Origin of the sequence: Leclercia sp. UBA1284 (assembly GCF_002308415.1) — a bacterium.
GTDB lineage: Bacteria > Pseudomonadota > Gammaproteobacteria > Enterobacterales > Enterobacteriaceae > Enterobacter > Enterobacter pneumoniae.
In genome coordinates this window covers 1,261,160-1,280,068 of record NZ_DBUS01000006.1, presented here as the reverse complement: position 1 = coordinate 1,280,068, position 18,909 = coordinate 1,261,160, and the positions used below count along the sequence as shown (strand labels likewise).

Here is an 18,909-nt window from a genome sequence, read left to right as displayed (position 1 = left end):
AAAGAAGTATTGCGCCCTTGCCAGACTTCTGACAGTGCGCACGATGCCTGACCTTAATCAAAAAAGCGAAATAGTATGTTGTAACTAATTGGCTTGCTGAAAAACCCGGCCGCAGCCGGGTACAGTTAGGGGTCAGTTTGGATATCGAAAATTATTGTACGTTAAGGTTATTTTTTGACCTTTCCACTTTAGCTGGCCTCAGCCGACGAAATTTACCGGAAGCCGGTATCCGGTTGCTTTTCCAGATATAATCGCCTGTCAGATTGATGTGTTCCCAGCCTAGCGGGGACAAATGCGACAACAGTTGCTCGTTGATCTTCACCCCTTTACGCTTCAGGGCATCGACCGCTCTTTCCATATAGACGGTATTCCACAGCGAGATAGCCGCCGTCAGCAGCGTCAGTCCACTGGCGCGGTAGCTCTGATTTTCCGGTTTTCGGTCCCTGATTTCACCCAGCCGATGCAGGAATACCGCACGCGCCAGCGCGTTACGGGCTTCTCCTTTATTCAGTCCCGCCTGTACCCGCCGACGCAGTGTCGGATCGCGGAACCAGTCGAGCATAAACAGCGTTCGTTCAATACGGCCAATTTCCCTCAATGCTTTGGCAAGTCCGTTTTGCTTGGGGTAGCTGGCAAGCTTTTTCAGCATCAGGGATGCCGTCACGGTTCCCTGCTTTATCGAGGTTGCCAGACGCAGCACTTCACGCCAGTGAATTTCGATCTCTTTCAGATTCAGGCTGGTTGTTGATATCAGTGACTGAAGCGCCGGGTATTGGTCAGCTTTCCCTTTGATAAACAGCTTCTTGTCATGGAGATCCCTGATTCGCGGACAGAACGCAAATCCTAGCAGATGCATCAGGGCAAAGACATGATCGGTGAAACCAGCGGTATCGGTGTAATGCTCCCTGATTTCCAGGTCGCTTTCATGATACAGCAAGCCATCGAGAACGTGGGTTGAATCCCTGACCCGACTGATTATGCAGGTGTAAAACGGGCTGTATTGATCCGAAATATGGGTATAAAACTGACGTCCAGGCTCCTGCCCATATTTCGGGTTAACCTGCCCTGCGTAGCGGCCTGAGCTGCCTGTTCTAAAATTTTGTCCGTCTGATGATGACGTTGTCCCGTCACCCCAGAATGCCGCCAACGGTCTTTTCCCCTGCGCATTTACCAGCTCTGCAAGAGCGGCTGAATAGGTTTCATCACGGATGTACCATGCCTGAATATCTTCGAGTGATGATTTGGTGCTCCCGGGGCAGGCTTCTGCCATTTTGGTCAGGCCAAGATTGATGCCATCCGCAAGAATGGTGGTGAGGAGCAGGCGGGTATCGGGACGGGTAATGTCATTTTTTATATGCGAAAAATGTCGGGTAAACGTCGTCCAGCTGTTTACCTCATCGAGAATTTCCGTGATTTTAGGTCGCGGTAGCATGCTATAAACCAGCTCTGCCAGCGGTGAAACCTGCGCCGGAACGCAGTTATCCAGCGGAGAGACTTTTACGCCCCTGTCGGATATTTCCACATCGGGCAGTTCACCAAGGGCAGCCATGGCATTGACCTCTTCAAGTCTGGACTGAAGCAGAGTCATACGGCTGGTAATGTACTCATGATAATCAGCAGATACGGGCAGTGGCAGCGCCGGTGTGAGTTTGTCAAAGTCCTTTTCGGGTATGAGGTAATCATCAAAATTTTTGTAGCGCCGCGAGCCTTTAACCCAGATATCCCCGGAGCGCAACGCCCCCTTAAGCTCGCTGAGCGCACAAAATTCATAGTACTGCCGGTCAATACCCGCAGGTGTAATCACCACCTTGCGCCAGCTTTCAGGGACAAAATCAAGCGGCGCTGCCGCCGGAACTTTACGTGACTGCTTCCGGTACATCTCCTTGATCACAACCAGTGCATCAGCCAAAGGTTGCGCTGCCGGGGTTGCGACTAACTGTAAAGCGGACAACATGCGCGGGGCATATTTCCGTAATGTGCTGTATTTCTCAGTAATAATATGCAGCGGGTCAAAATTATTTTTTCTGGCGAGATGGCGTGTTTCCTCCAGACTGGCGACAAATTCAGGCCACGGGAGTATGTTTTCTATTGCGAGCCAGGGATCGCCACCGGAATCACGGGCATCAGATAGCGCCTGACCGACATCGATGTACTGCCTCAGTTTGGACTGGATCAGCTTTCCGGTCTGCTGAAGGCGCTCAGCCTGTGTTCTTTTGGCTTTGCTGAAAAGGCTGTTCAGCATTCGCTCATGCAGCTCAATCACTTCGTCTGTCAGTGTGGCTCTGGCTTCTTCCAGCACGCAGACCAAGATCGCATGACGGCGGGCTGCTGAAAATCGGGTCAAATCCCGGCTACTCATCTTTCGGCCTTCCCGCGCCAGTTTCAGCAACCGGTTCTGGTGAATGGCACGATCTATACCTTCAGGTAATGCCAGCGATTCAATGCTACTGAGCCGATCAAGATGTTGCAGCACGTTCTTACCATTGATTTTACCCGGCGGTTGCAGAAGCCATGTCAGCCTGGAAGGCTGATTATCTGATGACTCAAGTAAACGATCCAGGGCATCCCTGTGCGCCGGAGTTAACGGGGCATTCAGGGTCTGAAATACGATTTTATCGCCGCCTGCCATGGCCTCAGCACAGGTACGTTCCACGACATCAATCGCGGGGATTATCACGTTGTTCTGCCGGAGCCAGACCAGTAACTCTTCGGCCAGGAGAATACCTTTATCGGTGCGCGTCGCCATCGACAACAGGTGTGTAATACAGTCCTGCTGTATTTTGCCGGTGAACGCCTTTACGCCAAGATAGCGGTACAGTTCGGTTAAATGCTCACGCCGGGTCGTATCCCGGCCGGAAAGGTAAGCAGGCCAGAGATCCCCGGTAAGCTTTAGCCTGCTGGCGATATGCTTCAGCAACGCATCAGAGGGTGGGATTTTTTTATCCGGGGCAAAGCCAACATTTTTCAGATAGCAAAGAAGGACGGCAAAACCAAAGCGGCTGGCGGGTTTACGGTGAGCACTGATAAGCGCCAGATCATGCTCACTGAAATAGGCCATTCGGGTCAGCGTTAACTCATCGTCCGGTAATGCCAGTAATGATTCTCTTTCCGACAGAGAAAGAATCTGCCTCCTTGCCATATAGTTTCCCTCATAAATTATTTGATGCGGAATTTTTAACAAAAATGGTTATCGCATAAGGGTACACCCTGAGGCTATAATCAAAACGTGACGGCACACGATGAATGACATAACCTATATGCGATAGAGTAAATGCAATAACCTAAATGCGAGAATGTGGTGGAAAAATGTTCATCAGAGCTTATTTGAGGGCATCGACGGAAGATCAGTTCGCTGATCGGGCAAAAGAGATGCTGGAGCAGTTCGTTCAGGAACGAGGGCATAAAATCGCCAGCTACTACCGGGAGAATATCAGCGGTACAAAACTTGACCGCCCGGAGCTGGGGCGCTTACTGATGGACAGTCACCACAATGATATCTTGCTGGTCGAGCAGATAGACCGCCTGACCCGTCTCAGCAACAGTGACTGGATGACGCTGAAAAAGCAGATAGAACAACATGAACTGCGGATTGTCAGTCTGGATGTGCCCACATCATGGCAGGCACTGTCAGATAAAGAGCTTTCACAAAGCGACCCAATTACCCGTGCCGTCATTACTGCTATCAACAATATGCTTATTGACCTGATGGCCGCAATGTCGCATAAGGACTGGCTGAGTCGCCGCCAGCGGCAAAAACAGGGGATCGAGCGGGCACATACGCTGGGTAAATATCGGGGAAAACAGGCCGATTATGAACGACACCAGAAAGTGATGTACTACCGGCAGGTAAAAAAACTCAGTATCAAAGAAACATCTGAGGCTACCGGATACAGTTGTTCTCAAATATGCAGGATTCAGTCTCTCTATCTGCATGAGCCCACGAACTAAATATCGTTGCTTTAATGGTTATCAAGAATGGTTATCAAACTCAACCCATACTTTCTTTTTATCCATTGCAGCGGAGAGGCTCTCTGGGTTAATAACTTTCCCAATCGGTGTATAGCGATATGAGGATTCAAATGATGAATAGAACAAAACCAACGTTTGCTTACCGTACAGCATGAGATCGCCAGCCTGAATGGAGCCAGGGTGTACCGGGCTGGCAGGCAACGCATGAGGAAGGTCAGCGAACTTCTCATTACCATTCAGCTCATCCATTCCCAGTTGCAAAGGTAAAATATCAACAAATGCTTTAGCCGCAGGGTTGTCGAGAAGTCTGACATAAAATTGCTGGCCGTTAATGTTCATTTTAATGATCATTGTGCTCACCTTAAACGGCGGGGTTGAGGTATCGGCATGGCTTGCAAAGGTACCTGCCAGAAGCAGGTAAAATATTAAGGCATACAGATATTTCATATGGTGATCCCCGCGAAAATTAGTCGCACCCAGAAGGATGCGACTTCAGACATTATTTGAGGTTAGCTTTAAAGAACGATGTCAGCTTAGCAAAAGGGATGAGATCGGTACGGTCATACAGATCGACATGGCCTGCGCCTGGCACGATGTACAACTCTTTCGGTTGTCCGGCACGTTTGTAAGCATCTTCGCTAAATTCCTTCGAATGCGCCTGATCGCCGGTGACGAACAACATCGGGCGGGGTGAAATGGTTTCGATATCGTTGAACGGATAGAAGTTCATAAATTTCCCAATACTGCTCAACATCGGTTTTGTGGTCATCTCTTCTTTCTCACCCTGAGGCGTATAGCCTCCACGGGTTGTACGGTAGAAATCGAAGAATTCTCGCTGTATTGCAGGCGTTGAGTCATCAAGCTTGTTGACAGTACCTGGAATATAGGCAATTTCTCCGCCTTTGAACTCGACAAAACGTTGTTCCGTTGCGGATTTAATAATCGCGTTACGTTGTTCAGGCGTAACCGAATGATGAAGTCCGTTTCGGAAAGCAGACCCCATGTCATACATGCTGACCGTGGCAATAGCCTTCATTCTCGGGTCAATTTTGGCTGCACTGATAACAAAACTTCCGCTCCCACAAATACCCAGCACGCCAATTTTATCCGGATCTACGTAAGGCTGAGTACTCAGATAATCGACTGCGGCACTGAAATCATCTGAATAAATCTCCGGGGAAACCAGATGTCCTGGCTTTCCACCGCTTTCTCCCCAGAAGGAAAGATCAATCGCCAGAGTGACAAACCCTTGTTCCGCCAGTTTCTGTGCATACAGGTTTGAGCTTTGCTCTTTTACAGCTCCCATTGGGTGGCCAATGACAATCGCCGGTTTTTTAGCGTTCTGATCCATCCCTATAGGCATAAACAGATTGCCGACTACATTCATCTGGTATTGGTTCTTAAAAGTCACCTTTTTCTGGGTGACTTTATCGCTTTTGTAAAAATTATCTGCTCCGTTAGACATATCGGCTCCTGTGGCAGCAAATGAACTGATCAACAGTCCTAACAGCAAGGTAAATATTCTCATAAGGGAATTCCTCATCGGGTGTGGTGGGGGGCTTTACATGACGTCATTAAAGCTAAGGCAGCCGCTATCACTAATAAGAAGCTACTGATGGTAAACGTGCTTTGATAGCCGCTGTGGTCAAATGCTAATCCACCAACTGTGGAGCCAAGTGCGATGGACAACTGCACCACGGCAACCATCAGACCACCGCCAGCCTCCGCATCTTCCGGCAAAGTTCTGGCGATCCATGTCCACCAACCGGTAGGCGCGGCAGTGGCGATTAATCCCCATAAGCCAAGCAGCGGTGCAACGATCCATATGCTGTGGCCAAAAGCGATCAGGGCCACGGCAATGACCGCCATCAGGAAAGGGATAGCAATAAGCGTGGAATAAAAGCCGGATTTCAAAAATATGCCAATCATTAGGGTACCAATAAAGCCAGCGACACCGATGGTCAGCAAGATGAACGACAACGTGGTGATATCCACCTGTGTTACTGTTTCAAGGAACGGACGCAGGTATGTAAACAAAGAAAACTGCCCCATAAAGAATAATCCGCAGGCTGCAAGACCAACGGCCACAACAGGGTTAGCAAAAAGGCGAAAAACAGTGCCGGTACGTTTAGCTTCTTTATCCGCTGGCATTGTCGGCAGGCTGAACCACTGCCAGATAAAAACAATCATCGCGATTGGAACGATACACAAGAATGCACCCCGCCAGCCGATGACGGATCCCAGATAACTCCCCAGCGGGGCGGCTATAACAGTTGCCAGCGCGTTGCCCCCGTTAAAAATAGCCAGTGCACGGGGAACCTGATGCTGAGGAACCAGGCGAATAGCCGTGGCGGCAGACAGCGACCAGAATCCACCAATAACAATACCGATCAGCGCACGACCCACCATGTAAATCAGATAACTGGGCGCTAACGCGACAATAGCGCCGGAAATCGCCATCAATGCAGTCATACTCAACAGCAATATCTTGCGGTTGAGCCCCCCGGCCAGTGTAGATATAGAGAGACTCGTTATTACCGCAAACACGCCGGAAATGGCGATCCCCTGGCCAACCAGTCCCTCACTGACACTTAACTCTCCCGATATAGGTGTTAGCAGACTGACAGGCATAAATTCTGAAGCAATTAGCGCAAAGACGCATAATGTCATTGCTAATACGCCGCTCCAGTACGCGCGCTCTTTGTGAAGATATGAGTCTCTCGACGATGTGGACATAAATTGCTGACTCCGAATCCCCCCGGCAGTTTTCAGGTAAGCCGGGGCCGGACGCTATTCACAGGAATAACGTCAGAAAATGAAAGGTGAAGCACGATGAAAAAAGGCAACGGCATTAATTCACCATCACTGACTCATCTATTGTTGGAAATTTTACACGCAAGGTGCATCATGACTAGCTAATGAATGCTTAATGACATCCCCCATTAACAGGAGGATGTCAGCGGAGTTCATTATTTCAAATTAGTCTTAAAGAACTGATCGAATTTTGCCCACGGAATTTTGCCCGCAGCGTTGTCATAGAGGTCCACATGGTTAGCCCCGGGGATAATCACGAGTTCTTTTTGTTTACTACCGACGGCTTTATATGCATCTTCAGCAAAATAGCGTGAGTGTGCTTTTTCTCCTGTTACGATAAGTGTAGGGATAGTAATTTCGTTTGCATAGCTCAGCAGCGGCATGTTCATAAATGACAACGGCATTGTCGCATTCCAGGCACCGGCAGAGTTAACGGAGCGTTCATGGAAACCGCGCGGCATCCGGTAATAATCAAAGAACTCTTTCAGTACCGGGTTAGGATTTGCCGGCAATGTTTCAGGAAGAATACGGTCAGATGCACTGACATTACCCTTCTCGTCCACGCTGATATCATGGCTACCAGGGGCGAAAGAACCCGTTTCTGCATCCTTCCAGCGCTGGTTGTTCAGGTACTGCAACACAGCACGACGATCGGTGGTGGAATAACGGTCCTTGCCATCGCCCACACCGTGGCCCATTGCGCGGCTCATGTCATACATCACGCTGGTCGCCACGGCCTTAATGCGGGTATCCATAGCTGCATCATTGAGCGCCATCCCACCCCAGCCGCAGATCCCGAGTAAACCGATGCGGGTGCGATCCACTTCTTTCTGTAATCCCAGGAAATCAACCGCAGCACTGAAGTCCTCAGTATTGATGTCCGGAGACGCGACATTACGCGGGTAACCACCGCTTTCACCGGTATAAGATGGGTCGAAAGCCAGTGCCACAAATCCGTGCTCAGCCAGCGTCTGCGCATACAGTCCGCTTGATTGTTCTTTGACAGCACCAAAAGGACCGCTTACGGCAATCGCCGCCAGTTTACGATCGCCCCGGTCTTTGGGAATGTAAAGGTCGCCGACTAACGTGATGCCATAGCGGGTCTGAAAAGTCACTTTGCGGTGATCGACTTTGTCGCTTTGTGCAAACGTCTTGTCCCATTTGTCAATCACCGACACAGGGGCGGCGGGATTAGTTGGTGCTGCATGACTCATACTGGCGACTCCACTTAATGCGGTACACAGCAACATAGCTGCTGTCAGTTTTTTGGGGGCGAACGTAATCATAAAACATCTCCTGAAACACAGGTTGTGGATACAGAACAACCGGCGGACAACGTGACTTATTTAGTCAGCTTGGCCGTCATGTGGACGCGGTTATTGAACTGTGCACTGACGATTTTGTATGACATCCCCTTCTCTGCCGCTTTAGCAGCAATCTGGGCTTCGGCATGATCCAGAGTCGGAGCGGTCACACTGATGCTCTGGGCAAACGCGCCGAAAGACAACATGGAGAAAACGCTGATGGCTACAAGTGTTTTAATGGATTTCATGGTCGTATTCCTGAGTAAATTAAATGACGGGAAACGAAGTTTCCGGCGGACAACCGGATGCTGTTTCGTTTCAATGTGCCCATTATACTCAGCATAAAAAAGATGATTAGAGGGGAGGATTAGATAACATTTATATCATATAGTTATTAATCTAATGGTCACGGTATGGCCACAGAGCGAATTTATGCCTCCAGGGGGAAGTGATGGCAAAAAGGGGAAACTATAACGACCTCTATTTTTTCATGTTGGTTGTTCGGGAAGGGAGTTTTACCGCGGCAGCTCAGCGGCTGGGTCTGGCACAGTCCGGCATAAGCCGGGCAATCCGCGAGCTGGAAGCCAGGCTGGGCGTGCGACTGCTGGTTCGCACCACTCGTAAATTATCGCTGACTCAGGCTGGTGAACAGCTCTACCAGGCGACCCTGTCGGGATTTGACTCCCTGAATCAGGGGCTGGCCACCCTGGCATATTACCGCAACACTCCGTCCGGAACCGTTAGGATCAATGTCAGCCAGCACAGCATTGATAAAGTTCTGCTCCCCAGGCTTGCCGTGTTTCAGCTGCGCTACCCGGATATCCGCCTGGAGCTAATCACAGAAAACCGGTTTGTGAATATTATTGATAAGCGGTTTGATGCCGGGATTCGTCTTGGGTCGGATGTCGGGGAGGGAATGGTCGCCGTGCGGATCACCTCCGGCATGGAAATGGCGGTGGTCGGAACACCTGACCATTTCCGGCGCTATGGTTTTCCGCACACCCCGGATGACCTGGTGGCACACCCCTGTATTGCGTATCAGTTTGCCGACGGTAGCCTTTATCAGTGGGAGCTTAATCAAGACAATAAAAAAGTCACCCACCGGCCACAGGGACAGTGGGTATTTTCTGACAGCTACATGGAGGCTGAAGCGGCCAGACGGGGACTGGGGCTGGCCTATGTTCCGGAAGAGTTGGTCACCGACGACCTTACAAGTGGAAAATTAATCAGGGTATTACAGCCTTACAGCATTTCACTTGAAGGGTCATACCTGTATTACCCTCATCGCGACGTGTCACCAGCCCTAAGGGTGGTTATTGATACGCTGAAAATCTGACAGCCCCCGGAAAGCACCGGAAGCGGTTCGTTTAACGTGCGCTTTCGTTCCACTGAGCGTCAGCCCCCTAAAACTCCATCCTGATGACCGGAGGACGTTAAAACAGTAGGCTGCACACTTGGCAACCAGTGAACGATTCTAGCCAGACTGGTAAAAATGCCACAGGGCTGAGCTTTGGTCGCTGTCGCTGGCGTCAGCAACTGCATTTAATGATTGCCCTGAGCCATCTGACTGAAGGTCTGTCTGTACAGAGCGTTACCGGTATACTGGGTTATGATTCGGTAAGTGCGTTTATTAGCATGTTCAGAAAAGCGCAGGGGAAATTACCGACGCAATATTTTTCGTTCCTAAACTAATGCAACACGACATAAACCGGATTTTTACAAAGAACGCCAGCGTCCGTTTTTCGCTCAACACTGCCTGTCAACCTAGTCCCCATACCACAGCTCAGGTGTACAAAAAAAAACCTTAACGTACAATAATTTTCGATATCCAAACTGACCCCAGTTAAGGCAGAAGAATTAGCACAGTGGCTCCACCGCCGCACGCATCCCCTGGTGCAAAATCGCATCCAGGTCCAGCGTCACCTGCTCGACCAGACCTTTCACCTGCGTCAGGTCCTGCTCCCAGTGTTCGCTCACGCTCAGAACCGCAGTGACCAGTTGGCTGGTTGCGATCTGCTTATCACGATGCTGAGCCCAGAGCTGCTGGAAACGGGTCAGCCAGTGGGCATCATCCTGCACCGGGTAGGATTCGCCGTTACGTTCACCACGGTAGAAGGCAATCAGCGCAGCCAGCGCAAAGGTCAGGCGCGCCGGGAGTTTACCGCTCGCCTGCTGCCCTGCCAGCAACTGCGGCAGAATACGGGTGCGGTATTTGGTCATGCCGTTGAGCGCAATCGACAGCAGTTGATGCTTAATGTACGGATTGCGGAAACGCCCCGTCACCGCGCGGGCGAATGACTCCAGCTCATCGCGCGGCAGATCCAGCACCGGGATAATCTCCTGGTAAATGGCTTTCTCAACAAAGGCGCAGATCTGCGCATCATTCATCGCTTCGCCAACGGTATCCAGCCCGGCCTGGAAGGCCACCGGCACCAGCGCGGTATGCGCCCCGTTCAGAATGGCCACTTTGCGCTCTTTATAGGGTTTGATGTCATCCACAATCAGCACATTAAGCGGCAACTGGTTGAGACGCAGCTCGGCGGCCAGAGATTTAGGCCCCTGAATCACAAACAGGTAAAAGTGTTCGGCGGTGTCGAGGAAGGCGTCGTGATAACCCAGAGATTTCTCGAGCGCCGCCACTTCGTCACGCGGATAGCCCGTGACGATACGGTCAACCAGGGTGGAACAGAAGCTATTGGACTCGTTCAGCCATTGAGTAAAGGCCGCCGGCAGCGCCCACTCCTGGGCATAACGCAGCACCAGCTCACGCAGCGCCTCGCCGTTATAGTCAATCAGTTCACAAGGAATAATCACCCAGCCTTTATCGCTGGCGCCGTTAAAATGGCTGAAACGCTCAAATAACAGACGGGTCAGTTTGGCCGGGTAGCTGACGGCAGGCGCGTCGTCGAAGCGATCTCCGGCGTGGTAACTGATCCCCGCTTCGGTGGTGTTTGAAAAGACAAAGCGCATCTCCGGGTTGTGCGCCAGCTTCAGGAATTCATCGTACTGCTCGTAGACGCTGATCTCGCGGTTAACAGAGCGGATAAGGCGCGCGTCGCTCACGGCTTCACCCTGCTCATTCAGGCCGCGAATGATGGTGGTATACAGACCGTCCTGAGTGCTGAGTGACGGAGGGAAATCACTTTTAATCGGACGCACAATCGCAATGCCGGCATTGAGGTCGGTATGCTCGTTTAGCTGGTCAATCTGCCAGTCGATAAACGCGCGCAGGAAGTTGCCCTCACCAAACTGGATGATACGTTCAGGGTAGAGGGCACCGGGGAAATCACGACGGTTGAGTGTGTTCACTAGGGGGTTCCTTTTATGATTAGTCATACAGCCTGATAAGATTGGTGTAATAACTTACCAAAACTTTACGACCACTAACCCCCGTTTTGATCAAAGCTTGTAGCAGTTTTGCTAAAGACTATAAAAATTTGTAGAACACCGAGGTCGCCGTCATTTCGCCGCCAGGCATCAGCGCATAGCGCGGGATCTCGCCCACTTTTTGCCAGCCGGTACGGGTATAGAAGGTTTCCGCCCCGCTGCCGGTGGCGGTATCCAGCACCAGCACGCTTTTATTGTGGGAACGAGCGTGCTGCTCGAGCGCCTGCATCAGCTGTAGACCGGCCCCGAGACGACGCGCATTTTCATGGACCAGCAACTTGGCGACATCCGCGCGATGGGGTTGGTTTGGCGGCTGGTCGGTAATGAGCTGCACCGTACCGATCAGTTCGCCATCGGCGCGGGCCGCGGCCAGTACAACGCGTTCGCCACGCCCCACGCTATCGGCAACGCCGCGCCAAAAATCGCAGGCCTGATCCTGGGTAAAGGGCAACATAAAGCTTACCGATGCGCCACCCTGTACACAGTTGTGCAGAATGTCGGCTAAAGCGGGAAGATGCGTAAGGATCTGTTCACGCGAGAGAGGTGAAATAGCGAGTGATGTGGTCATTATTTTCTCCATAATCAACCACATCAGCTTGCTCTTAACGTTTTATTAACACAAGAGGATTTACTTATGATACGCGCCCGGTACCGCGCTGCTGTTTCATGGAGTACATCTTCTCATCGGCGGTGCGTAACCAGCTATGCAGGTCATCGCGATCGTGATCAAACTCGCTCACCCCCCACGAGAAGGAGAGCGCCCACGGGTGCTGGGCGTGCTCATTCCAGACTGCCGCCTGTTCCGTTAGAAACTGCATTGCAATCCATGCGCCCTTCTCATCACTGTTGGTAAAGAGAATGGCGAACTCATCTCCACCATAGCGCGCCAGCACGTCGGCCTCCCGGAAGGTGGCTTTCAGCAAATCGGCCATGGCCTTCAGGGCCGCATCGCCATCCGCATGACCATAACGATCGTTGATCTGCTTAAAACGATCCAGATCGAGCCAGGCCAGGGTCAGGGGTTCGGCGCGACGACGTGCGTTATTGATACCCCAGGTCGCCATATGGTGGAAGCCACGGCGGTTATAGAGCCCGGTCAGGTCGTCGGTGATGGCCGAACTCACGGCTGAAAACTCCACTTCTGCCAGCGCCGCCAGGTCACGCAGACTGGCGATATCCTGCTCGCTAAACTGTCGCGGCCGGTTGTCCAGCAGGCACAAAGCACCCACGACCGCCCCGTTCGGCAGGCTGAGAGGATAACCGGCATAAAAGCGGACCGGCGGGTCATCGGTTACCAGGGGGTTATCGAGGAAACGTTCATCTTTCAGAGTGTCGGGCACGATCAGCGCCGAGGATGAAAGAATGGTATGCCCGCAAAAAGAGATGTTCCGTGGCTGGGCAGCCTCGGACATGCCCACGGCCGACTTCACCAGGACGGTATGCTCGCTCACCAGATTCACCATCGCCATGGGCACATCAAATAACCGTTTCGCCAGCCTGGTCAATCGATCGCAGGTTGGGTGTAAATTGGCCTCAAGGAGACCTGAATCGCGCAGCGATGAAAGACGCTCCGCTTCGTTGGCAGGGAATATGGGTGGTTTCATGTCGTCTCCGGAGGGCGTCCTTTTTAAAAGCTTAGCGCATCTTGCAGTGAATCAATGGGCAAAAATGCGGTTTTTACCTTCCCGTTTCGCCTGATAGAGCGCGGTGTCTGCAGCCTGTAACCAGTCAGTGACACTCTTCATCTCTCTCGTGGCGCTGGCAATACCGATACTTACGGTACACAGCACCGGCTCATCGGCAACTTCATCAATAATAGCAGCGGCATCCATAATACGGGTAGCCACGCTCCGGGCCTCTTCGAGGGAGGTGTCAGGGAGTAAAATGACGAACTCATCCCCGCCCAGCCGCGCGGGAGTGTCGGTTGTCCGGGTAGCAACATGCAGAATATGTGACACTGTCACCAAAAGCATATCCCCTACCTTGTGGCCGAAACGGTCATTCACCTCTTTGAAGTTATCAATGTCGATAAACATCAGCGCCGATTCATGACAGCTTTTACGCAGCTTGTTCAGTTCATGATCGATGCGTGTTTCCAGCAGGCGGCGATTAGCGATATCCAGCAGCGGATCCATCATCGCGATGCGTTCCAGCTCACGGGATTTCAGGCGCAGGCGAATGGCAATGCTGTCGGTCAGCACGCTCAGCGCCAGGGAATAGACGGCGATCAGCGGCAGCGTGGCGTACATGGTACGTTGAGACACCTCAGCAACCAGTGCCATACCTTGAGTCAACCACGTCGCCAGAAATACGGCCACCATCAGCCCCAGCGCCTTTTTCATTAAGGGTACACCGCCTGCTGAAAGGCGATCCGCCAGCAGGATGGTGGCAATGGTCACCGAAGGAAGCGGATTGGCGGCCATCATCGCAATCCAGAAACCGCCGGCCCCTGCATCGAGTATCAGGTTCTGGTGCTCGGTTGTAAGCGGCGTTGCGGAGTGACGTGAGCGCATCCAGGCGAGAGTTGGCCAGACAAAGGCATTCAGCGCCAGCAGGCCAATTAGCCAGCCGGAGCGGTGTTGCTCTAACAAGACGGAGCAGATAGGGATAAAGCAAAGAAAGGTGCCAAGGATCCGCATCAAGTACATGCGTTTGACGAACCGACTTCCTGGTATGCGGGGGGGCTTACTGATTTGGTCAGTTCCGTTCATCACACGTTTTTTCCGATACAATCACCCTGTTATATTATTGGCGTTAAAAATACGTAGCAAGATATTTATCTGTTAAACAAGGATATAAACCCCGCAGCCAGACTGGTCTGCGCGGTTATACCTGTTCACGCGCGGTGGTATTCCCGGCAGGCTGAACCCTTTCGTCCAGCCGACCGCTGGTACGATTTCGTCCTGCTTTTTTCGAACGATAGAGATAATCATCCGCTTCGGTCAGCAGGCGATTAAAGACCTCGGTGAGTTGCCAGGATTCAGATTTACCGCTTCCCAGGCCAATGCTGACCGTGATGAAGAGCGTCTGCCCACGCCAGTGGAAGGGATGCTGCTCAATAGAGGCCCGGATGCGTTCGGCCAGCGCATAGCCCTGCTGTGCCGAAGAAGAGTTGACGACCACCGCAAACTCTTCGCCCCCCATTCGCGCCACCAGGCCATCCTCTCCCACGGTGGTTTGCACCTGTTCGGCGAACTCGGCAAGCACCCTGTCGCCGCACTCATGACCATAGTTATCGTTAATACTTTTAAAGTAATCGATATCCAGCAACATCACCGTCAGGGAGCGAGGGTGCCGGTGCGACTCCTCATGTTTCAGCGCTTCGTACAGTCCGGACCGGGAGTAAACACGGGTCAGGAAATCATAGTCCGCGCGCAGCGAGACCTGGCGGATGAGCGAGTTGATCGCCGCCACGCTCACTGCGACCATCACCGGACAAATCGCCATGGTAGCGACCCCCAGACGCGCCGAAAACATCATCGGCGTGGTAAGGGGCGACGTCACGGCGATATCAATAATCGAGTTGGCGATTAGCGTGATCTCTGTGGCACCAGTCACGAAGGTCAACAGACAGGTTGCCGGCACTGAATAGCGTACCGCGCACCAGATGAGCGCAGGCAGCGGGAAGGCAAGACTCCCGGCACCACCGATCATGACAGAGGCGAAGACCGAGACGATCAGCGCCGCCACCGGCATCAAATTTTGCAGGCGAACCTGACGAGTCAGTTCAGGCCACCGGATGGTCAACAGGCAGGGCACAATCAGCACCCCGGTAGAGAACTGTTCACTGAACCAGTCGGCCACCGACGGCCAGAACGTCTGGCTGGCAATACCCACAGCACCCGCCGCCCCGATTAACGCACAAAACAGCGCAGCAACAAGACAGTAGCCAAACAGGCGCAGGGCGTTGAGCGGATCCGGCGTACCTTTATTGAGCCGTTTATCGCGGATCACCAGCAGCGCCAGGGTAACGATAAACGCCATATTCGAGAGGTTGATCACCAGCGAGGCGATACCCCAGTTGGTTGTGATGGCATCGTAACCCAGCATCGCCACGTATGAGATGGCGTAGTAGCGCAACCGGTTGAGGTAGATATAGCGGGCAAAAATCCCGGCCATCACGCCATTAAGCGGCCAGAAGACAGACAGCGCTTCAATCAGACGTAACTTCGCACCGATAAAGTAAAACAGCGTGGTCAACAAAAAGATCCACACCGCGTTACGTAGCGGGTTGTTCTTTGCAAAGAAAGCAAATCTGAAGAAAGGAGAAGCTGACATTCAATCTCTATCCATATCACTGCTTGTGACAGACAATGATCTAGCGGCTGGCGGAAGTGTTAAAAGATTAGCATCAATATATAACACAGAGGTAACACTGCGGTACCCATCAACGTTTTGCGTTCATTTCCTGCACCAGCCAGAAATGAATGACTTGCACAACATAGTGCTGCTGCGCGGCGGTCAGTGCAACCCCTTCCGGAATATTATGCCATTTGGCAAGACAGCCCCGACAGCAGGTCGCGGTAGCATGCTGTGCAATAAACACCGGGTGTCCACGCATCGGCGTCTGTTTGCCATCCTTCGCCGGGCGCGCCGGGGCTAACCGTTTGGCAATAAAATCGGCCGCGTGCTGATCGATAGTTTCTGCCCCTTTATCCCAGCAGTACTGTCGCTCTTTCACTCCCAGACGAAAACGGGAACGAAACGGCGAACGTGCCAGCCGGGTAAACAGCGGAGTGAAATCAGTCATTAGTATACAGAACGCCCCAGTCGGTGGGTGAGCTGCTCCAGTGCCGCCACCCCCGCCAGTGAATTACCCGTCTCGTCCAGTTCGGGGCTCCAGACGGCAATGGCCATCTCATGGGGAACAATCGCTACCACGCCGCCACCCACGCCCGATTTTGCCGGCAGCCCCACGCGCCAGGCAAACTCCCCGGCATTTTGATACATGCCGCTGGTCGCCATCAGGGCGTTAATCTGCCGTGCCTGTAGCGGTGACACCACCTCCTGCCCCAGATGGGGAGCCGAACCCTGGTGGGCCAGAAACAGGAAGGTGCGCGCCAGCTCTACGCAGTTCATCCGCAGCGCGCAGTAGTGGAAATAGTTTTGCAAAACGGTGGTCACGTCGTTGTGGAAATTGCCAAACGACTTCATCAGCCAGGCGATGGCGGCATTGCGCGCCGCGTGTTCAAACTCCGAACGGGCCACGGTGGTGTCGTAGGTGATATCCGACTGGCCGCTGAGCTGGCGCACAATTTCCAGCATCCGCTGACGCGGCGCGCTGAGGCGGCTTTGCAGCATATCGCACACCACCAGCGCCCCGGCGTTAATGAAGGGATTGCGCGGTTTTCCCTGTTCCATCTCAAGCTGGAGTAGCGAGTTGAAGGGCTGTCCGGAGGGGTCTTTTCCCACGCGCTGCCAGATCTCGTGCTCGTCGTACTGGCGCATGGCCGCTACGAGGCTTAGCACCTTGGAGATCGACTGGATTGAGAAGCGTTCGGTGGCATCACCGGCCTGAAACTGCTGTCCGTCGAGGGTGCAGATGGCGATGCCGAGCTTATTGCCCTTTACCGAGGCCAGCGCCGGGATGTAATCGGCTACCTTACCCTGCCCCAGTAATGGGCGCACCTGCGCCAGAATCTCTTCCAGCATCTGATTGTCGATGACCGCAGCCACGTCTTACTCCTTGCTCACAGCCCAAAAACGGGCTGGGAGTATACCAGAGGCAAATGTATTGCGTCAGGCTGGAAGTCGAAAACGCGAAACCGCCTGAATCAGCAAGCCCGACTCATCATGCAGGCGTTGAGACGCTTCGGTGGCGGTGTTCACCAGGAGATCGGTTTGCTGCGCCACGTTGTTCAACCCCTGCAGCTGGCGGGTCATATGGTGAATGCTCTCTCCCTGGCTCAGGGTCGCCACCGAGATATCATTCAACAGGCTGCAGAGATTCCCCACCAGGCTCATGACCTGCTGCAGGTTATCTTCCAGCCGGGTCACCGCCTGCGAACCGTCATCGATCCCCTGCAGGGAGCGGTTAATCAGCTCCTGGATGGTTTGGGTCGAGTGGCTGCTCTTGCGGGCCAGCAGCCCGACTTCCCGCGCCACTACGGCAAATCCTCGCCCCTGATTGCCGGCGTGAGCCGCCTCAATCGCCGCATTGAGCGCCAGAATATTGGTCTGAAACGCGACGTTATCAATCATTGCTACGATGCCGCGCATTTCAGACGAGCGCTCGACGATGGCCGCCATCGAGGCATTAACGGTAGCCATCATGCGATCCCCGCCTGCCGCCACCTGGCGGGCCTCGTCGGCGCGGGAGCTGGCGAGCTTCGCATAGCCGGTGTTACCCTCCACGTGCGTCTCGAGGGTAGCGATATGGGCGGTGACCTCTTTCAGCTCTCGCGCCTGCAGGGTGGACTGGTGATATAACGCCCGGTTGCCCTCGGCCAGCGAGCCGATATTCTCCACCATCGCCGTGGTGGCGTCGCTTACCTGTCTCACCAACTGCTGCAGGCCGCATTGCAGGGTATGAATGCTGTCATCCAGCTGCGAAATCTCCCGGTTGACCTGTTTTATCGCAGGCGGCGTACCTGAAAGATCCCCCGCGGCCAGCTGATTGATCCAGCCAATGAGGCCGCGCAGCGGTGTAATGACCCAGCGCGACATGCCAAACCAGACCAGTACGGCAATGGCCACCAGCAATAGCGGAGCCAGCATAAACAGCGTCTGCAGATTCGACAGGCTACTGGTCAGACGCTGGCGCCCCTCGGCGGCAAGCTGGCTACTGGTCTGCTGATAGCGCGCATAGTTGTCGTTAAAATCGGCCTGGAATGCCTGGGCCGGTACGGCGAAGAAGGCATCAATGGACTGCGTTTTCACGAGCCCTTCCGCCTGCTCCTGAATCGCACCGAAGAAGAGTTTATAGCTGCTCACCAGCGCGTCGTCCTGTCGCGGCTGCATTGCCTGCCAGCTCGCCCAGGCCTTTCCCGAAGCCGCCAGGGCGCTCCGTGCCTCGTCCATCAGGCTTTGCCAGCTCCCTTCAGAACCTGTCTCTTTGTCCTGCATAAAGTAGACCCCGGCACGGTTGAGCAGATCGCTTGCCGACAGCAGAGCGATACGCGCCTCGTCGAGCTTTTCCTGCTGGGTCAGGGCGAGTTGATTTCGTTGATCGTTGCGCTGGGCGTCGCTCAGCGAGAACGTAAGCAGCACGGAAGAGGAGATTTGCAGTGCGGAAAAAAGCGCAATAATACAGAAGATCCCCGCCAGCAGGCCAAACTGCCGTGGCCTGAGTCGCTGAACAAGGGGACGAAAAATTTGCGTTAGGTTCATATTTGTGTTCTGTAACAAGACGTTAGACGCCAGCGAGTCTACGGTTTATAAATGACAGAACTATTTCAGCAGCATGACAAAGGCCTGCGATCCGCAGGCCTTTACC

Annotated in this window: 17 protein-coding genes; 3 read left to right on the top strand and 14 right to left on the bottom strand. The window is 53.2% G+C overall.

The window, feature by feature from the left end:
• Positions 1-151 precede the first annotated feature (151 nt).
• On the bottom strand, positions 152-3,139 hold the full coding sequence (locus tag B3511_RS09430; protein ID WP_286783674.1) for a Tn3 family transposase: 2,988 nt from the start codon (positions 3,137-3,139) through the stop codon (positions 152-154).
• Between the two features lie 167 nt (positions 3,140-3,306).
• Here B3511_RS09430 and B3511_RS09425 point away from each other — a divergent pair, with 167 nt between their 5' ends.
• Positions 3,307-3,948, top strand: a complete 642-nt coding sequence (locus B3511_RS09425; protein ID WP_286781959.1) for a recombinase family protein — start codon at positions 3,307-3,309, stop codon at positions 3,946-3,948.
• A 21-nt stretch (positions 3,949-3,969) separates the two neighbouring features.
• On the opposite strand, the gene B3511_RS09420 is transcribed toward B3511_RS09425, so the two are convergent.
• The 5 genes from B3511_RS09420 to B3511_RS09400 form a co-directional block, all read right to left on the bottom strand.
• Positions 3,970-4,416 (bottom strand): cyclophilin-like fold protein, encoded by a 447-nt coding sequence (locus B3511_RS09420; RefSeq protein ID WP_286781957.1) that lies wholly within the window; start codon positions 4,414-4,416, stop codon positions 3,970-3,972.
• A 52-nt stretch (positions 4,417-4,468) separates the two neighbouring features.
• Positions 4,469-5,497 (bottom strand): alpha/beta hydrolase, encoded by a 1,029-nt coding sequence (locus tag B3511_RS09415; protein ID WP_286781955.1) that lies wholly within the window; start codon positions 5,495-5,497, stop codon positions 4,469-4,471.
• 11 nt (positions 5,498-5,508) lie between these two features.
• Positions 5,509-6,705 carry an MFS transporter gene (locus B3511_RS09410; RefSeq protein WP_286781953.1) on the bottom strand — a complete coding sequence of 399 codons (1,197 nt, stop codon included), beginning with the start codon at positions 6,703-6,705 and terminating at the stop codon, positions 5,509-5,511.
• A 233-nt stretch (positions 6,706-6,938) separates the two neighbouring features.
• Positions 6,939-8,066: an alpha/beta hydrolase gene (locus tag B3511_RS09405; RefSeq protein WP_286783673.1), complete on the bottom strand. Its 1,128-nt coding sequence runs from the start codon at positions 8,064-8,066 to the stop codon at positions 6,939-6,941.
• Positions 8,067-8,125: 59 nt separating this feature from the next.
• Positions 8,126-8,335, bottom strand: a complete 210-nt coding sequence (locus B3511_RS09400) for a YdgH/BhsA/McbA-like domain containing protein (protein ID WP_286781951.1) — start codon at positions 8,333-8,335, stop codon at positions 8,126-8,128.
• Positions 8,336-8,538: 203 nt separating this feature from the next.
• On the opposite strand from B3511_RS09400, the gene B3511_RS09395 reads away from it, so the two are divergent.
• Both B3511_RS09395 and B3511_RS09390 read left to right on the top strand, forming a co-directional pair.
• Positions 8,539-9,423, top strand: a complete 885-nt coding sequence (locus B3511_RS09395) for a LysR family transcriptional regulator (RefSeq protein WP_286781949.1) — start codon at positions 8,539-8,541, stop codon at positions 9,421-9,423.
• Positions 9,424-9,632: 209 nt separating this feature from the next.
• Positions 9,633-9,779, top strand: coding sequence for a helix-turn-helix domain-containing protein (locus B3511_RS09390; RefSeq protein ID WP_252867573.1), 147 nt, complete (start codon positions 9,633-9,635; stop codon positions 9,777-9,779).
• A 165-nt stretch (positions 9,780-9,944) separates the two neighbouring features.
• Here the strand turns inward: B3511_RS09390 and B3511_RS09385 are convergent, their stop codons facing one another.
• The 8 genes from B3511_RS09385 to B3511_RS09350 all read right to left on the bottom strand — a co-directional run bounded on the left by B3511_RS09385 (position 9,945) and on the right by B3511_RS09350 (position 18,803).
• Positions 9,945-11,396 carry a tagaturonate reductase gene (locus B3511_RS09385; protein WP_286781947.1) on the bottom strand — a complete coding sequence of 484 codons (1,452 nt, stop codon included), beginning with the start codon at positions 11,394-11,396 and terminating at the stop codon, positions 9,945-9,947.
• Between the two features lie 118 nt (positions 11,397-11,514).
• Positions 11,515-12,042 carry a GNAT family N-acetyltransferase gene (locus tag B3511_RS09380; RefSeq protein WP_040075729.1) on the bottom strand — a complete coding sequence of 176 codons (528 nt, stop codon included), beginning with the start codon at positions 12,040-12,042 and terminating at the stop codon, positions 11,515-11,517.
• A 64-nt stretch (positions 12,043-12,106) separates the two neighbouring features.
• Positions 12,107-13,078: a sensor domain-containing diguanylate cyclase gene (locus tag B3511_RS09375; protein ID WP_286781945.1), complete on the bottom strand. Its 972-nt coding sequence runs from the start codon at positions 13,076-13,078 to the stop codon at positions 12,107-12,109.
• A 51-nt stretch (positions 13,079-13,129) separates the two neighbouring features.
• The gene (locus B3511_RS09370) at positions 13,130-14,122 is read right to left on the bottom strand and encodes a sensor domain-containing diguanylate cyclase (protein WP_286781943.1); all 993 of its coding nucleotides are present in this window, start codon (positions 14,120-14,122) and stop codon (positions 13,130-13,132) included.
• Positions 14,123-14,300: 178 nt separating this feature from the next.
• On the bottom strand, positions 14,301-15,752 hold the full coding sequence (locus B3511_RS09365; RefSeq protein WP_286781941.1) for a GGDEF domain-containing protein: 1,452 nt from the start codon (positions 15,750-15,752) through the stop codon (positions 14,301-14,303).
• Between the two features lie 109 nt (positions 15,753-15,861).
• Positions 15,862-16,224, bottom strand: a complete 363-nt coding sequence (locus B3511_RS09360; protein WP_207291761.1) for a DUF4186 domain-containing protein — start codon at positions 16,222-16,224, stop codon at positions 15,862-15,864.
• Positions 16,224-17,150 carry a glutaminase B gene (gene glsB / locus B3511_RS09355; RefSeq protein WP_040075734.1) on the bottom strand — a complete coding sequence of 309 codons (927 nt, stop codon included), beginning with the start codon at positions 17,148-17,150 and terminating at the stop codon, positions 16,224-16,226. Before glsB ends, B3511_RS09360 begins: the two co-directional genes overlap by 1 nt.
• Before the next feature lie 63 nt (positions 17,151-17,213).
• On the bottom strand, positions 17,214-18,803 hold the full coding sequence (locus tag B3511_RS09350) for a methyl-accepting chemotaxis protein (protein WP_207291763.1): 1,590 nt from the start codon (positions 18,801-18,803) through the stop codon (positions 17,214-17,216).
• Between the last annotated feature and the right edge of the window lie 106 nt (positions 18,804-18,909).

Excerpts from the sequence above, each read along its gene's own strand:
- B3511_RS09425 (WP_286781959.1), top strand. The coding sequence starts at position 3,307 with ATGTTCATCAGAGCTTATTTGAGGGCATCGACGGAAGATCAGTTCGCT.
- B3511_RS09395 (WP_286781949.1), top strand. The coding sequence starts at position 8,539 with ATGGCAAAAAGGGGAAACTATAACGACCTCTATTTTTTCATGTTGGTT.
- B3511_RS09415 (WP_286781955.1), bottom strand. The coding sequence starts at position 5,497 with ATGAGAATATTTACCTTGCTGTTAGGACTGTTGATCAGTTCATTTGCT.
- B3511_RS09420 (WP_286781957.1), bottom strand. The coding sequence starts at position 4,416 with ATGAAATATCTGTATGCCTTAATATTTTACCTGCTTCTGGCAGGTACC.
- B3511_RS09350 (WP_207291763.1), bottom strand. The coding sequence starts at position 18,803 with ATGAACCTAACGCAAATTTTTCGTCCCCTTGTTCAGCGACTCAGGCCA.
- B3511_RS09375 (WP_286781945.1), bottom strand. The coding sequence starts at position 13,078 with ATGAAACCACCCATATTCCCTGCCAACGAAGCGGAGCGTCTTTCATCG.
- B3511_RS09400 (WP_286781951.1), bottom strand. The coding sequence starts at position 8,335 with ATGAAATCCATTAAAACACTTGTAGCCATCAGCGTTTTCTCCATGTTG.
- B3511_RS09360 (WP_207291761.1), bottom strand. The coding sequence starts at position 16,224 with ATGACTGATTTCACTCCGCTGTTTACCCGGCTGGCACGTTCGCCGTTT.
- B3511_RS09410 (WP_286781953.1), bottom strand. The coding sequence starts at position 6,705 with ATGTCCACATCGTCGAGAGACTCATATCTTCACAAAGAGCGCGCGTAC.
- B3511_RS09430 (WP_286783674.1), bottom strand. The coding sequence starts at position 3,139 with ATGGCAAGGAGGCAGATTCTTTCTCTGTCGGAAAGAGAATCATTACTG.
- B3511_RS09380 (WP_040075729.1), bottom strand. The coding sequence starts at position 12,042 with ATGACCACATCACTCGCTATTTCACCTCTCTCGCGTGAACAGATCCTT.
- B3511_RS09365 (WP_286781941.1), bottom strand. The coding sequence starts at position 15,752 with ATGTCAGCTTCTCCTTTCTTCAGATTTGCTTTCTTTGCAAAGAACAAC.
- B3511_RS09370 (WP_286781943.1), bottom strand. The coding sequence starts at position 14,122 with ATGTACTTGATGCGGATCCTTGGCACCTTTCTTTGCTTTATCCCTATC.
- B3511_RS09390 (WP_252867573.1), top strand. The coding sequence starts at position 9,633 with ATGATTGCCCTGAGCCATCTGACTGAAGGTCTGTCTGTACAGAGCGTT.